Annotated in this window: 14 protein-coding genes; 9 read left to right on the top strand and 5 right to left on the bottom strand. The window is 67.4% G+C overall.

Features of this window, described 5'->3' with window-relative positions:
* Positions 1–101 precede the first annotated feature (101 nt).
* Both QTI45_RS05490 and QTI45_RS05485 read left to right on the top strand, forming a co-directional pair.
* Positions 102–458 (top strand): hypothetical protein, encoded by a 357-nt coding sequence (locus tag QTI45_RS05490; protein ID WP_286367763.1) that lies wholly within the window; start codon positions 102–104, stop codon positions 456–458.
* Between the two features lie 142 nt (positions 459–600).
* Positions 601–975: a response regulator gene (locus QTI45_RS05485; protein ID WP_286653730.1), complete on the top strand. Its 375-nt coding sequence runs from the start codon at positions 601–603 to the stop codon at positions 973–975.
* 53 nt (positions 976–1,028) lie between these two features.
* On the opposite strand, the gene QTI45_RS05480 is transcribed toward QTI45_RS05485, so the two are convergent.
* The 4 genes from QTI45_RS05480 to QTI45_RS05465 form a co-directional block, all read right to left on the bottom strand.
* A complete protein-coding gene (locus tag QTI45_RS05480; RefSeq protein WP_286367761.1) occupies positions 1,029–2,234 on the bottom strand; it encodes a branched-chain amino acid ABC transporter substrate-binding protein in 1,206 nt (401 codons plus the stop codon).
* A 124-nt stretch (positions 2,235–2,358) separates the two neighbouring features.
* A complete protein-coding gene (locus QTI45_RS05475) occupies positions 2,359–2,772 on the bottom strand; it encodes a hypothetical protein (protein WP_286653729.1) in 414 nt (137 codons plus the stop codon).
* Positions 2,769–3,209 carry a DNA polymerase III subunit chi gene (locus tag QTI45_RS05470; RefSeq protein WP_286653728.1) on the bottom strand — a complete coding sequence of 147 codons (441 nt, stop codon included), beginning with the start codon at positions 3,207–3,209 and terminating at the stop codon, positions 2,769–2,771. The genes QTI45_RS05475 and QTI45_RS05470 overlap by 4 nt, the downstream gene beginning before the upstream one ends.
* A complete protein-coding gene (locus QTI45_RS05465) occupies positions 3,206–4,696 on the bottom strand; it encodes a leucyl aminopeptidase (protein ID WP_286653727.1) in 1,491 nt (496 codons plus the stop codon). The genes QTI45_RS05470 and QTI45_RS05465 overlap by 4 nt, the downstream gene beginning before the upstream one ends.
* A gap of 21 nt (positions 4,697–4,717) precedes the next feature.
* Here QTI45_RS05465 and lptF point away from each other — a divergent pair, with 21 nt between their 5' ends.
* The 6 genes from lptF to QTI45_RS05435 all read left to right on the top strand — a co-directional run bounded on the left by lptF (position 4,718) and on the right by QTI45_RS05435 (position 9,743).
* Entirely contained in the window at positions 4,718–5,827 is a 1,110-nt protein-coding gene (gene lptF, locus QTI45_RS05460) for an LPS export ABC transporter permease LptF (RefSeq protein ID WP_286653726.1), read from the top strand.
* Complete coding sequence (gene lptG / locus QTI45_RS05455) at positions 5,824–6,930, top strand: LPS export ABC transporter permease LptG (protein ID WP_286367756.1); 1,107 nt, start codon at positions 5,824–5,826, stop codon at positions 6,928–6,930. The genes lptF and lptG overlap by 4 nt, the downstream gene beginning before the upstream one ends.
* Entirely contained in the window at positions 6,927–7,307 is a 381-nt protein-coding gene (locus tag QTI45_RS05450; protein WP_286653725.1) for a sirohydrochlorin chelatase, read from the top strand. The genes lptG and QTI45_RS05450 overlap by 4 nt, the downstream gene beginning before the upstream one ends.
* Before the next feature lie 63 nt (positions 7,308–7,370).
* Positions 7,371–8,312, top strand: coding sequence for a CysB family HTH-type transcriptional regulator (locus QTI45_RS05445; RefSeq protein ID WP_286367754.1), 942 nt, complete (start codon positions 7,371–7,373; stop codon positions 8,310–8,312).
* Entirely contained in the window at positions 8,309–9,475 is a 1,167-nt protein-coding gene (locus QTI45_RS05440) for a pyridoxal phosphate-dependent aminotransferase (protein WP_286653724.1), read from the top strand. Before QTI45_RS05445 ends, QTI45_RS05440 begins: the two co-directional genes overlap by 4 nt.
* A gap of 109 nt (positions 9,476–9,584) precedes the next feature.
* Complete coding sequence (locus QTI45_RS05435; RefSeq protein ID WP_286367752.1) at positions 9,585–9,743, top strand: DUF3309 family protein; 159 nt, start codon at positions 9,585–9,587, stop codon at positions 9,741–9,743.
* Between the two features lie 63 nt (positions 9,744–9,806).
* On the opposite strand, the gene hrpA is transcribed toward QTI45_RS05435, so the two are convergent.
* Entirely contained in the window at positions 9,807–13,658 is a 3,852-nt protein-coding gene (gene hrpA / locus QTI45_RS05430) for an ATP-dependent RNA helicase HrpA (RefSeq protein WP_286653723.1), read from the bottom strand.
* Between the two features lie 67 nt (positions 13,659–13,725).
* Between hrpA and argA the strand changes: the two genes are divergently transcribed.
* Complete coding sequence (argA, locus tag QTI45_RS05425; RefSeq protein WP_286653722.1) at positions 13,726–15,072, top strand: amino-acid N-acetyltransferase; 1,347 nt, start codon at positions 13,726–13,728, stop codon at positions 15,070–15,072.
* Position 15,073 lies beyond the last annotated feature (1 nt).

Raw genomic sequence — 15,073 nt, 5'->3', positions numbered from 1 at the left:
CACCGGATCCGTCCTGAAAGCCCCGCTTGCCGGGGCTTTTTTGTGCGCGGACGACAGCGGCGTAACATGGCTTTCGCTTTTTCAATCCCGAGGAGCCTGGAATGGCCGGACAGAACAATTCGCAGCCAGAGCCCACGACGCCGCTCGACCAGAGCTCCGGCAAGACCCGCGAGGTCGCCGCGGACGTCAAGCGCGCCTCCGAAGACCTGCTGGTGATCAACACCGTGCTCGAGCAGGAACTGCCCGATGAACTGCAGGTCGGCGACGTGGCGCAGGCGATCGAGCACACCGGCCACCTCGAAAAGAAGCTGGCCGAATCGGCCGAGAGCCTGGCCGAGGTGCACGCCGCGCTGGAGGAAGAGATCGCGAAGCGCAAGAAGGCCACGGCCCAGCGCGATGCCAGCCGGGCGCTGGTCGAGAGACTGAGCGCCAACGACGACGGCAAGACCGCCGACTGAGGCGCGACGGCGCCCCCCTGCGCCAAATCTGCGCCACGCAATGAGTCCCATGCGCTTTCTCCTACGCAAGCGCAAGCCGACTGCCCTAGGTGAGTCGTCTCCTGCGGACTAGGCTCTAAGCCTTGTACTGGCAGGAACCTGCATGGCGCTCCTCACGTTCCTTGTCGAAGACAACAGGACCATTCGCGACAACCTGATCCCCGCGCTCGAGGATCTGGTCGATGCGCGCGTGCTCGGCATCGCCGAAACCGAAGCCGACGCGGCGGCCTGGCTCGCCGCCCATGGCGGCGAGTGGGAATTGCTGATCGTCGACCTGTTCCTCAAGGAAGGGTCGGGCCTGGGCGTTCTTCGGTCTTGCGTCCGGCGCCGCGAACGCCAGCGTGCGGTGGTGCTGAGCAATTTCATCAATCCCGACATTCGCGCCCGCTGCATGGCGCTGGGTGCCGACGCCGTGTTCGACAAGTCCAGGGATCTCGAAGCCTTCTTCGATTACTGCACAGCCCAGGGGTCGGCGTAGCGCCAAAGAAAAAGGGGCCCGAAGGCCCCTTTTTCATGCGGGATGCGAAACGCTCAGCGCACCACGGCGATCTGAGTGCGTGCACCGTTCTTGTAGGTGTACAGCGTCAGCGCACCGTTCTTGATGTCGCCCTTTTCGTCGAAGGCGATCGGGCCGGTCAGGCCCTTGTAGTCGATCTTGCCGACTTCAGGCAGGTACTTCTCCGGATCGGCCGAGCCGGCCTTCTGCATCGCAGCAGCCAGCACCTGGACCGCGTCGTAGACGTACGGTGCGTAGATCTGGACTTCGACGCCGTTCTTTTCCTTGAACTTGGTCTTCCAGGCATCCAGTGCCGTCTTGAAGTCGCCGTCCACGCCACCGGCTTCGGCGCACACCACCATGTCTTCGCCGATCGCGTCGCCAGCCAGCTTGGCCAGTTCGCCGGTGCACAGGCCGTCGCCGCCCATGAACTTGACGTTCATGCCGAGCTGCTTGACCTGCTTGAGCATCGGGCCGCCCACCGCGTCCATGCCGCCGAAGAACAGCACGTCGGGTTGGGCACCCTTGAGCTTGGTCAGGATGGCATTGAAGTCGGTCGACTTGTCGGTCGTGAATTCGTGGCCGACGATGGTGCCGCCGGCGGCCTTGACAGCCTTCTCGAACTCCTCGGCGACGCCCTGGCCGTAGGCCGTGCGGTCGTCGATGACGGCGATGTTCTTGCCCTTCAGCGTCTCGACCGCGTACTTGCCGAGCGTGCCGCCCAGCTGCGTGTCGTCAGCCACCACGCGGAACGTGGTCTTGAAGCCCTGGCGGGTGTACTTGGGGTTGGTCGCCGACGGCGAGATCTGCGGAATGCCCGCGTCGCTGTACAGCTTGGAAGCCGGGATCGTGGTGCCCGAATTCAGGTGGCCGACCACGCCCTGGACCTTGCTGTCGACCAGCTTCTGGGCCACGGCAGTACCCTGCTTCGGATCAGCTGCATCGTCTTCGGCGAGCAGTTCGAACTTGGCGACCTTGTCGCCGATCTTGATGCCCTTGGCATTGAGGTCTTCGACCGCCATGCGAGCGCCGAATTCGTTGTCCTTGCCGAGGTGGGCGATGGCACCGCTGGTGGGGGCGACGTGACCGATCTTGACCACCAGGGTCTCGGCCGGCGGAGCGGCGGGAGCGGGGGCGGCTGCGGTCGGTGCAGGGGCCGCAGGAGCGGCGGCTTCTTCCTTCTTGCCGCAGGCCACGAGCGCGAGAGCAGCCAGGGCGACAGCAGTCCATTTCAATTGCATGGGAAACCTCCAGAACATTGATAAATAGAGTTGAAAACCGGTCTTTGGATCCGGGCACATACCTTGAGCAAGTATCGCGCCGCGGATGCGCAGCGCCCTCGCGCTTTTCGACCCGGCGCGCAGTTTAGCCCAAGGATTCGCGCCCGAATGCTGGCGTAGACCCGGGGTTGTCCGAAAGCTCGTGAGCCAGCGCTTCGCTCACCAAAGCGCGCAAGACAGCCTCTATTTCATTGCGCAAAGCCGGGATCATGGTGTCGAGGTGCTGCTGGACGGCAGCCGAGACCGCGTCGCTCACGCGCTCCTCGAGCGACAGGTCGACGCGCTGCAGCACGCGGTGCAGCAACTGCTCTTCGAGGCGGAAGGCTTCGGCCTCGGACGACTGGGCTTGCGGGCTCAGCGCCACGGCCTGCGAGGGCTCGATCGGGACCGGCGTCGCGGCCACCGGCGCCGGCTCCGCGGCGGCATCCGGCGGCGCAGGCTCGAGCACCGTCGTCAAGGTGGGAACGAAGCGCGGCGGCGTGCGAGGAGCCCCGGTCATGCGCCGGCACTCCCGCCGTAGGCATGGGTGCGGATCGCGTAGCCGCGGTCCTTGTAGTGGCGCCAGCGCGCGCGGCCGGCCTGGCGGTCGGCGTCGTCGCTGCCGACGATGTCGATCAGGCGCTCGAAGCGCTCGAAGCGCGCGGGCAGTCCGGCGCCGAGGTTCACGAGGATCGGCCGGTCGGGGAGCGCATCGGCCGCGCTGTCTGCCAGCACCACCGGCGACCGCTCGACGATGAACGGTGCGTCGTCGCTGCGGCAATGGGCGATGAATTCGCTGGGCGCAAGCTTCCACAGCGCCAGGTCGAGCGCCTCCAGCGCGGCGGCGTCGGCCACCACCACCAGCCGCGCGCCGTGCGCGCTCACCGCCTTGCGCAGCAGGCGGCAGACATAGCCCGTCTTGTCGGGCATGTTGTAGTGGCCGTCGATCTCGGTCACTTGCGAGGCCGCGCCTTGGTGGTCCTGGCCGTCTTGCGCGGCGACGCCTTGCCGCTCTGCGCCAGCAGGTAGTTCAGCAGCAGCCCCACGGGCCGCCCGGTGGAGCCCTTGGCTGCCCCGCTCTTCCAGGCGGTGCCGGCGATGTCCAGGTGCGCCCAGGGATGGTCGCCCACGAAACGCTGCAGGAACTTGGCCGCCGTGACGGCCCCGCCGGCGCGGCCGGCCACGTTGGCGACATCGGCGAAGTTGGTCTTGAGGCCCTCGGCGTAGTCGTCGTCGAGCGGCATCCGCCAGCAGCGGTCCTGCGAAGCCTCGCCGGCCGCCTCGAGCGCCCCGGCCAATGCGTCGTCGCTGGAAAAGAGCCCGCTGCGCACGCCACCCAGCGCCACCACGCAGGCGCCCGTGAGCGTGGCGATGTCGATCACCGCCGACGGCGCGAAGCGCTGTGCGTAAGTCAGCGCGTCGCACAGGATCAGCCGTCCTTCGGCATCGGTGTTGAGCACCTCGATGGTCTGGCCGCTCATGCTGGTGATGACATCGCCCGGCTTCAGCGCCCGGCCGTCGTTCATGTTCTCGCACGAAGGCACCAGCCCGATCACGTTGATCGCCGGCTGGATGTCGCCGAGCGCGCGGAACACGCCCAGCACGCTGGCCGCGCCGCACATGTCGAACTTCATCTCGTCCATTTCCGCCGCCGGCTTGAGCGAGACGCCGCCGGTGTCGAAGGTGATGCCCTTTCCGACCAGCACCACCGGCGCCTGGTCCTTGGGCGCCCCCAGGTAGCGCAGGACGATGAAGCGCAGCGGTTCGGCCGAGCCCTGCGAGACCGCGGCGAAGGCGCCCATGCCGAGCTTGGCCACTTCCTTCGGCCCCAGCACCTCGCACTTCACGTTGGGCAGGTCGGCGAGCTTCTTCGCGGCATCGGCCAGCATCGTGGGCGTGCAGTGGTTGCCCGGCCGGTTGCCCCATTCCTTGGCCAGTTCAACCCCGGCGACGGTCGCGGTGGCCTGGTCGAAGGCCTCGCGCAGCGCCGCGGCGTCGGGGACGCCGACGCACAACTGGCGGATCGTCCGGGGTTCGGCCTTGGACTTGGTCTCGGTGTAGACATAGCTGGCGTCGGCCGCGGCCAGCACGGCGCTGGCCAGCGCCGCAGCGTCGACCGCGCCGGCGAAGACGATGGCAACCCGCTTCGGATTCGTGCCCTTCGCCGCGTTGACGGCGGCCAGCACCGCGGTGCGGACCCCGGCCGCGCCGCCGTCTCCCGCCGCAGCGAGCAGCACGCGTGCCGCCGCCACGCCCGGCGGGCGGTACAGCGCAAGCAGCTTGCCCGCCTTGTCGGGCAGGTCGCCCGCCTTGCGGGCCTCGGCCGCCAAGGCGGCAAGCGCGTCTTTCGAGGTGGTGGTTCCGGCGGCGACCAGCACGATGAGGACATCGGCTTTCTCGGTGGCGGCCTGGGCGATGGAGAGGGTCTTGAGTTGAAAGTCCATAATCCTTTTTTTCCCTCGACGATGTTATTCCATTCCTCTCTACGCAAGGAGCTGTCGCGCAGCTTCGGCGCCACGCTGGTGGTGCTGGTCACCATCGTCATGACGATGATGCTGATCCGCACGCTCGGGCTGGCGGCCAAGGGCAGCGTGAACCCCTCCGAGGTCTTCCTCGTGATGACCTATACCGTGCTCGGCTACATGCCGACCATCCTCAGCCTGTGCCTGTTCATCGCCATCGTCGGCACGCTCTCGCGCATGTACCGCGACAGCGAGATGGTGATCTGGTTCTCGAGCGGGCGCGGCCTGGCGGAGTTCGTCCGGCCGCTGTTCCGCTTCGCCTGGCCGATTCTGCTGCTGATCGCCGTGTTCGCGCTGGTCGGCTGGCCCTGGGCCAACTCGCAGACGCAGAACATGCGCGAGCGCTATGAGCGCCGCAGCGACATCGAGCGCGTCGCACCCGGCGAGTTCCGCGAATCGGCCGGACGGCTGCGGGTGTTCTTCATCGACAAGGACGCGCCCGACAGCGCCACCGCCAGCAATGTGTTCATCTCCTCGATCGAGCGCAACCTGCGCATCGTCACCTCGGCCCGCAGCGGCCGGATGGAAGACCTGAACGGCATCCGCTACCTGATGCTGAGCAACGGCCAGCGCATCGAGGAACCGCTGCAGCCGACCGGCATCAAGGTGAGCGAGTTCGAGACCTACGGCGCCAGGATCGGCGGCCGGACGGTCGACTCGCTCGACGCCACGCCGGTGCGGGCCCGCACCACGCTGACCCTGCTGCGCGAGCCGAACGCGATCAACCGCGCCGAACTCGCCTGGCGCATCGGCCTGCTGTTCGCGGGCGCCAATTTCGTGCTGCTGGCGCTGTCCTTGTCGAGCGTCAACCCGCGTGTCGGCCGCAGCGGCAACCTGCTGTTCGCGCTGTTCGCCTTCGTGCTCTATTTCAATCTGCTCAACCTCGGCCAGAACTGGGTCGGCACGGGACGCATCGGCGTCGGCTTCTTCATGCTCGCCCTGCACGGCGGGGTCTTCGTGCTCGGCCTGCTGTGGCTCGCGAAGCGACACTTCAACTGGGGCTTCCGGGCGCGTCGCGTCCGTGCGCGGCCCGACTCCCCCTCCATCGCGTGAAAACCATCCGTCGCCTGATCTACGTCGAGGTGCTGAAGTCGGTCGCCTTCGTCACCCTGGGATTCCTGAGCCTGTTCTTCTTCTTCGACTTCGTCGACGAACTGCAGGCGATCGGCAAGCCCAACTCCCTGGGCTATGGGGCCGCGCAAGCGCTGCTGTACGTCGCGCTGCTGATCCCCAGCCACCTCTACGAGCTGCTGCCGATCGCCGTGCTGATCGGCACCATCTTCGTCATGGCACGGCTGGCGCAGAGCTCCGAGTACACGATCCTTCGCACCAGCGGCCTCGGGCCCTGGCGCGCCTTGCGCACGCTGCTGCTGCTCGGCGTCGGCTTCGTGGTGCTGACCTTCGCGATCGGCGACTATGTCGCGCCGGCCTCCGATCGTGCGGCGCAGCTGCTCAAGGCGCGCTACCAGGGTTCCCTGTCGCTGATCGGCAATACGGGCGCCTGGCTCAAGGAGCGCCAGGGTGACACATCCTTCGCAGTCAACGTGGTGTCGATGGGGCGCAACGGCATCCTGAAGGAGCCGCGGATCCTCGAGTTCGACGGCAAGGGCTTCCTGGTTTCGCAGACCTCTGCGCCCGCGGCGAGCGTCGAGCGCGGCCACTGGATGCTGGTCAACGTCGAACGCCAGCAGTACGACACCCGCGGCCCCGGCGCGCCGCGGATCGTCCATACCAACGTGCCGGTGCTCGAATGGCCGACCACGCTGAGCAGTGAAATGGTGTCGGTCGCGCTGCTGCGCCCGGACCGCATGCGCACCCTCGATCTGTTCGATTACATCCGCCATCTCGAAGCCAACGGCCAGACCGCGCAACGCTACGAGATCGAGTTCTGGCGCAAGGTGTTCTATCCGCTGTCCTGCCTGGTGATGATCGTGCTGGCCCTGCCCTTCGCCTACCTGCATTTCCGGCAGTCGGGCATCACCACCTACGTGTTCTGCGGCGTCATGATCGGCATCAGCTTCTTCCTGCTGAACAACGTCTTCGGCTACCTCGGCAACCTGGGCAACTGGTGGCCGTGGATCACGGCGGCGGCACCGGGGCTGATCTACTCCGTGATGTCGCTCGGCGCCTTCAGCTGGCTGGTGCTGCGCCGATGACCGTTGCAGCCGCCTCCGCGCTGGGCATCGTTCTTTTTGCACACGGGTCGCGCGACGAGCGCTGGCGCGAGCCGGTCGAGGCGGTGGCGCGGCAGGTCGCCGCGCTCGATCCCACGGCCCGCGTGGCCTGCGCCTACCTCGAACTGGTCGCCCCCGATCTGCGCACCGCGGCGCTGGCCCTGATCGCCGGCGGCGCCCGCCGGGTCCGGATCGTGCCGCTCTTCCTGGGCATGGGCCGGCACGTGCGGGAAGACCTTCCGCTGCTGGTCGAGGAACTTCGCGCGCTGCGGCCAGACGTTGTGTTTTCGCAACAGCCGGCGGTGGGCGAAGACCCCGAAGTGATCGCGTTGCTGGCACGAAAGGCACTCGATTCCTGAACTTGCAGGAATTTTCATAGACCAAGAAGGCATAATGAATCCGAAAATAATACGGAATCCGTTATGAATCTTCATCAGTTCAAGTTCGTTCAGGAAGCCGTCCGGCGCAACCTCAACCTGACCGAAGCTGCCAAGGCGCTCCACACCTCGCAGCCGGGCGTGTCGAAGGCCATCATCGAACTCGAGGAAGAACTCGGCGTCGAGATCTTCGCCCGCCACGGCAAGCGCCTGAAGCGCATCACCGAGCCCGGCCAGCATGTGCTGGCCAGCATCGAACTCATCATGCGCGAAGTCGGGAACCTCAAGCGCATCGGCGAGCAGTTCAGCGCCCAGGACAGCGGCACGTTGTCGATCGCCACCACCCACACCCAGGCCCGCTACGTGCTGCCGGTGCCGGTGGCGAAGCTGCGCGAGGCCTATCCGAAGGTCAACGTGAGCCTGCACCAGGGCTCACCCGACCAGGTGGCGCGGATGGTGATCGACGAGGTCGCCGAAATCGGGATCGCCACCGAATCGCTGGCCGACTACACCGAACTCGTGACCATGCCCTGCTACGAGTGGCAGCACGTGCTGGTGCTGCCGCAGGGCCATCCGCTGGCGGACAAGGAGCGCATCTCGCTCGAGGACCTGGCGAACGAGCCGATCATCACCTACCACCCTTCCTTCACCGGACGCACGCGTATCGACCACGCCTTCGCGCAGAAGAAGCTGACCCCGCGCATCGCGCTCGAGGCGATCGACTCGGACGTCATCAAGACCTACGTGCGGCTCGGCCTCGGCGTCGGCATCGTGGCCGAGATGGCGGTGCGCGACGACACCAACGCCGACCTCGTGGTGCGGCCGATGGGCCACATCTTCGGCGTCAACATCGCCCGCGTCGCCTTCAAGCGCAGCGCCTACCTGCGCAACTTCGTCTTCAAATTCGCCGAGCTGCTCTCCGACCGGCTCGATCGCAACCTGATCGCCAAGGCCTTGAGCGGTCATCAACAGGACTACGAACTGTGAGCCGAGCGACTGCCCGCACCCCTGCCCTGCAAACCAAGCTGCCCGCCGTCGGCACGACGATCTTCACCGTGATGTCGGCGCTGGCCGCCGAGAAGAACGCGGTGAACCTGGGCCAGGGCTTTCCCGATTTCAACTGCGATCCGCAGCTGCTGCAGGCGGTGACCGATGCGATGGCGGCGGGCCACAACCAGTACCCGCCGATGCCGGGGATCCTGCCGCTGCGGGAGGCGGTCGCGGCCAAGATCGAGACCCTGTACGGCCACCGCTACGACGCGCAGAGCGAGATCACCGTGACCGCCGGCGCCACCCAGGCGATCATCACGGCGATCCTCGCGGTGGTGCGGCCTGGCGACGAGGTGATCGTGCTGGAACCCTGCTACGACAGCTACGTGCCGAACATCGACCTGGCCGGCGGCACCGTGGTGCGCGTGCCGCTCACGCCCGGCAGCTTCAGGCCCGACTTCGCCAAGATTGCCGCGGCGCTGTCGCCGCGCACCCGCGCGATCATCATCAACACGCCCCACAACCCCAGCGCCACGGTCTGGACCGAGGCCGAGATGCGGCAACTCGAAGACCTGCTGGCGCCGACCGACGTGCTGGTGATCAGCGACGAGGTCTACGAGCACATGGTCTACACCGGCGCCCGCCACGAGAGCGCGGCGCGCTTCCCGGGCCTGGCGGCGCGCAGCTTCATCGTCAGCAGCTTCGGCAAGACCTACCACGTGACCGGCTGGAAGGTCGGCTACGTGGCGGCGCCGGCCGCGCTGAGCGCCGAGTTCCGCAAGGTGCACCAGTTCAACGTCTTCACGGTCAACACGCCGATGCAGCATGCGCTGGCCCGCTACATGGCCGATCCGGCGCCCTATCTCGAACTGCCGGCCTTCTACCAGCGCAAGCGCGACTTGTTCGCGGCGGGCCTGGCGAAGACGCGATTCAAGCTGCTGCCGAGCGCCGGCACCTACTTCCAGTGCGTCGACATCAGCGAACTCAGCGAACTCGGCGAATCGGATTTCTGCCAATGGCTCACGCGCGAGATCGGCGTTGCGGCGATCCCGCTGTCGGCCTTCTACGGCGATGGTTTCGACCAGCGTGTGGTGCGCTTCTGCTTCGCCAAGAAGGACGAAACGCTGCAACTGGCGATCGAGCGATTGGCGCGGCTCTGACACGAAAGGTAGGCGAGGCCTGACCGCGGGAGGGGGCCCCTTCCCGCGATCGGATCGAGCCCGGACACGGAACATGAGGGCTTCGAACACATCGCCCTAGGAGTAATCCATGTCCCTCTCGTTGATTCTGCTGATCGTCCTGATCCTGCTTCTGGTGGGCGCGCTGCCGAGCTGGGGCTACAGCCGCGGCTGGGGCTACGGGCCCAGCGGCGGTCTCGGCCTGGTGCTGCTGGTCGTGATCGTGCTGCTGCTGATGGGGCGCATATAGGCCGCCCTCGAGCACCGACTCTGCAAGCCCGCCCATGGCGGGCTTTTTCATGCCCGGCGCAGCTCAGTGCCCCAGCTGGGCCCACAGCTTGTCCAGCCGATTCACGCTGACCGGCTGCGGCGTCCGTAGTTCCTGGGCGAAGAAGCTCACCCGCAACTCTTCCAGCAGCCAGCGGAACTCGCTCATGCGTTCGTCGGCCGCGCCCTTGCGCTCGGCCAGCAGGCGCCAGTAGCGCTGCTCCTGCGGCCGCAATTCGGCCAGCCGCTGCGCATCGCGCGCCGGATCGGCGCGCAGCTTGTCGAGCCGCAGCGTGATCGCCTTGAGGTAGCGCGCGAAATGCTGCAGCCGCGTCCACGGGGTGTCGGCAATGAAGCGCTTGCCCATCAGGCGCTGCAGTTGCTGCGCGGCGTCGGCGGTGGCGTCGGGCTGCACCTTCGTGTCCTTGATCTTGCGCGCCGCCAGCCCGTACTCGACCAGGATCGTGCCGGCCAGCCGGGCGATCTCGTTGGCGATCAGCGTGAGGCGGCCGCGGCCCTCTTCCAGCCGGCGCTTGAAGGCGAACTCGTCGGTCGGCAGCGGCTCCTGGAGAAAGGCGCGGTCGATCGCCACCTCGATGATCTGCGCGCGCAGCTCCTCGGCGGTGCCGAGCGGCATGTAGGCGACCGCCATCTTCTGCAGGTCGGGGATGTTCTTCTCCAGGTACTTCAACGCATCCTTGAGCTGCAGGGCGAACAGCCGCCTGAGGCCCGCCCGGTGCTTGGCCGCCGCCACGGCGGGTTCGTCGAAGACTTCGATGCTCACCGCATCGGCACCGTCGACCAGCGCCGGAAAGCCGATCAGCGATTGCGCGCCGCGCCGCACCTCCATCAGTTCGGGCAGCTCGCCGAAGGTCCAGCCGGTGTAGCGCTGGCCGGCCGGCAGGGCCGGCGCCGAAGCAGGCTCGGGCACGGCCTTGGTGGTCGCCTGCGCGGGTGCGCCCGCCGCAGGCGAAGCTGCGGGCGAGGCCCGCACGTTGAGTCCGGCCAGTGCCTGGAACGCACCGCGGGCCTGGGCCCCGAGTTCGGCCTTCAGTGCGCCTAGATTGCGCCCCATGCCGAGCTGTCGTCCATGCTCGTCGACCACCCGCAGATTCATGAACAGATGCGGCGGCAGCATGTCGAGCTTGAAGTCGGCGCGCTTGACGTCCAGGCTGGTCTGGTCGCGCACCCGCTTCAAGAGCGCGTCGGTCAGCGAGCCGTGGCCGAAGGCCTCGGGCGTCGACAGCATCTCGGTGAAGCGCGCCGCCGACTCGGGCAGGGGCACCAGCCGCGCGCGCGGCTTCTGCGGCAAGCTCTTGAGCAGCGCCTGGATCTTGTCCTTGAGCATGCCGGTCACCAGCCATTCGCAGCGTTCGTCGCTGACCTGGTTCAGCACGAACAGCGGCACGCTGACCGTGAGACCGTCCCGCGCATCGCCCGGCTCGTGCAGGTAGGTCGCGGCGCAGTCGACGCCGCCCAGCCGTAAGGTCGGCGGGAAGGACTGGGTCGTGATGCCGGCCGCCTGGTGGCGCATCAGCTCGTCGCGCGTCAGGTAGAGCAGCCGCGGCTGCTCGCGCGACTGGCTGCGATACCAGTTCTCGAACGTGAGGCCACTCGATACGTCGGCCGGCAGCTGGGCGTCGTAGAAGGCGTAGATCAGCTCGTCGTCGACCAGCACGTCCTGACGGCGCGACTTGTGCTCCAGCCCCTCGACCTCGCGCACCAGCTTTCGGTTGGCCGCCAGGAAGGGCAGCTTGCTTTCCCACTGCCCGCCGACCAGCGCCTCGCGGATGAATATCTCGCGCGCCGCGACCGGATCGACCTTGCTGAAATCGACCCGGCGCCCGCTGTAGACCACCAGCCCGTAGAGCGTGGCGCGCTCCAGCGCCGCGACCTGGGCGCCCTTCTTCTCCCAGTGCGGGTCGAGCAGCTGCTTCTTGAGCAGATGGCCCGCCACCTGCTCGAGCCACTGGGGCTCGATGTTGGCGATGCCGCGGCCGAACAGGCGCGTGGTCTCGACCAGCTCGGAGGCGACGATCCAGCGGCCCGGCTTCTTCTTCAGGTGGGCGCCGGGATGGCGGTAGAACTTGATGCCGCGCGCACCCAGGTAGGCTTCGTCGTCCTCGAGCTTCCAGCCGATGTTGCCGAGCAGCCCCGAGAGCATCGACAGGTGCAGTGGCTCGTAGCCGGCCGGCTGGGTGTTGATCCGCCACTTGTGCTCGGTCACCACCGTCAGCAGCTGCGAGTGGATGTCGCGCCATTCGCGCACGCGGCGGATGTTGATGAAGTTCTGCCGCAGCAGCTGCTCGTACTGCCGGTTCGAGAGCTTATGGGTGTCTCCATGCCCGCCGCGCGCATCCAGGATCCACTTCCACAGCCGCAGGTAGCCGCTGAACTCGCTCTTCTCGTCGTCGAACTTCGAATGCGCCTGGTCGGCCTGCTGCTGCATCTCCATCGGCCGGTCGCGCACGTCCTGCACCGACAGGGCGCTGGCGATCACCAGCACTTCCTCGAGGGCGCCGCGCGTGCGGGCCTCGATGATCATCCGGGCCACCCGCGGGTCGAGCGGCAGGCGGGCCAGCTCAGCGCCCATCGGCGTCAGCTCGTTGGCGTCGTCGACCGCGCCGAGTTCGTTCAGCAGCTGGTAGCCGTCGGCGATCGCGCGCCGCTGCGGCGCCTCCAGGAAGGGAAAGCGCTCGACATCGCCCAGGTGCAGCGACTTCATGCGCAGGATCACGCCGGCCAGCGAGGAGCGCAGAATTTCCGGGTCGGTGAAGCGCGGCCGGCCGTCGAAGTCCTTCTCGTCGTAGAGCCGGATGCAGATGCCGTTGGCGACCCGGCCGCAGCGCCCGGCGCGCTGGTTGGCCGCCGCCTGGCTGATCGGCTCGACCAGCAGCTGCTCGACCTTGCTGCGGAACGAATAGCGCTTGACCCGCGCCGTGCCGGTGTCGATCACGTAGCGGATGCCCGGCACGGTGAGCGAGGTCTCGGCGACGTTGGTGGCCAGCACGATGCGCCGGCCGCTGTGGCTGTCGAAGATGCGCTCCTGCTCGGCCTGCGACAGCCGCGCGAACAGGGGCAGCACCTCGGCGCTGCGCATCAGCGGCTGGTGGCTCAGGTGGCGGCGCAGGTGGTCGGCGGCCTCGCGGATCTCGCGCTCGCCGGGCAGGAAGACCAGGATGTCGCCGGCGTTGTGCGGATCGCGCCAGAGCTCGTCGACCGCGTCGGCGATGGCGTCATTGAGGTCGTGGTCGCGGGACTCCTCGAAGGGCCGCCAGCGCTGCTCGACCGGGAAGGTCCGCCCCGACACCATGATGGTCGGCGCCGGCCCCTTCGCGGATGCAAAGTGCTGCGCGAAACGGTCGGCATCGATGGTGGCCGAGGTCACGATCACCTTGAGGTCCGGCCGCCGCGGCAGGATCTCGCGCAGGTAGCCCAGCAGGAAGTCGATGTTCAGCGAGCGCTCGTGGGCCTCGTCGATGATGATCGTGTCGTAGGCCTTGAGCAGCGGGTCGGTCTGGGTCTCGGCCAGCAGGATGCCGTCGGTCATCAGCTTGACCGAGGCATCGCGCGACAGCCGGTCCTGGAAGCGCACCTTGTAGCCGACCACCTCGCCCAGCGGCGTCTTCAGCTCCTCGGCGATGCGCTTGGCGACCGAGGTCGCGGCGATCCGGCGCGGCTGGGTGTGGCCGATCAGCCGGCCCTTGCCAGGCGGGGCGTTCAGCTTGCCACGGCCGAGCTCCAGCACGATCTTCGGCAACTGCGTGGTCTTGCCCGATCCGGTCTCGCCGCAGACGATGACGACCTGGTGGGCAGCGATGGCCTTGGCGATTTCGTCGCGCCGGGCCGACACCGGCAAGGACTCGGGGAACTCGATTCGAAGAGGAGACGAAGACAAGGCGGGCAGTTCGGGGAAAATCGTCGATTATCTTGCGCCTGGCAATTCCGCCCGACCCACCCCGCCAATGTCCACCGTCTTCAACTTCACCTTCGTCCCCTGGTTCCGCTCGGTCGCGCCCTATATCCACATGCATCGCGGCAAGACCTTCGTGGTCGCGATGGCCGGCGAGGCGATCGCCGCCGGCAAGCTGGCCAACATCGCCCAGGACCTGGCGCTGATCCAGAGCATGGGCGTCAAGGTCGTGCTGGTGCATGGCTTCCGGCCCCAGGTCAACGAGCAGCTGCGCGCCAAGGGCCACGAGGCGAAGTATTCGCACGGTATCCGGATCACCGACGAGGTCGCGCTCGACTGCGCCCAGGAAGCCGCCGGCCAGCTGCGCTACGAGATCGAGGCCGCCTTCAGCCAGGGCCTGCCGAACACGCCGATGGCCGGCTCGACGATTCGCGTGATCTCGGGCAACTTCATCACGGCCCGGCCGGTCGGCGTGGTCGACGGCGTCGACTTCCAGCATTCGGGGCTGGTGCGCAAGGTCGACGCCGCCGGCATCCGGCGCGCGCTCGATTTCGGCTCGATGGTGCTGATGTCGCCGTTCGGCTTCTCGCCCACCGGCGAAGCCTTCAACCTCACGATGGAAGAGGTCGCGACCAGCGTGGCGATCTCGATCCAGGCCGACAAGCTGATCTTCCTCACGGAAGTGCCCGGGATCGCACAAGACGCGGCCCTGCCGATCAGCGAGGACAATCCGATCGACACCGAGCTGCCGCTCGACACCGCGCGCAAGCTGCTGGCCGCGCTGCCGGCGCCGCAGCGCCCGACCGACACCGCCTTCTACCTGCAGCACTGCGTGAAGGCCTGCGAGGCCGGCGTCGAGCGCAACCACATCCTGCCCTTCTCGGTCGACGGCTCGCTGCTGCTCGAGGTCTATGTGCACGACGGCATCGGCACCATGATCATCGACGAGAAGCTCGAGTCGCTGCGCGAGGCCACGGCCGACGACATCGGCGGCATCCTGCAGCTGATCGAGCCCTTCGAACGCGACGGCACGCTGGTCAAGCGCAGCCGCACCGAGATCGAGCGCGACATCGGCCAGTACACCGTGATCGAGCACGACGGCGTGATCTTCGGCTGCGCGGCGCTGTATCCCTATCCCGAGGCGAAGACCGCCGAGATGGCCGCCCTGACCGTGTCGCCCCATTCGCAGGCCCAGGGCGACGGCGAGCGCATCCTCAAGCGCGTCGAGCAGCGCGCCAAGGCCTCGGGGCTGGACAGCATCTTCGTGCTCACCACCCGGACCATGCACTGGTTCCTCAAGCGCGGCTTCCAGCAGGTCAACCCCGACTGGCTGCCCGAAGCCCGCAAGCGCAAGTACAACTGGGATCGCAAGAGCCAGGTGCTGGTCAAGAAACTCTAGA

Source organism: Variovorax saccharolyticus (assembly GCF_030316765.1).
Taxonomy (GTDB): Bacteria; Pseudomonadota; Gammaproteobacteria; order Burkholderiales; family Burkholderiaceae_C; genus Variovorax; species Variovorax saccharolyticus.
This window is presented reverse-complemented; position numbering and strand designations above follow the sequence as displayed.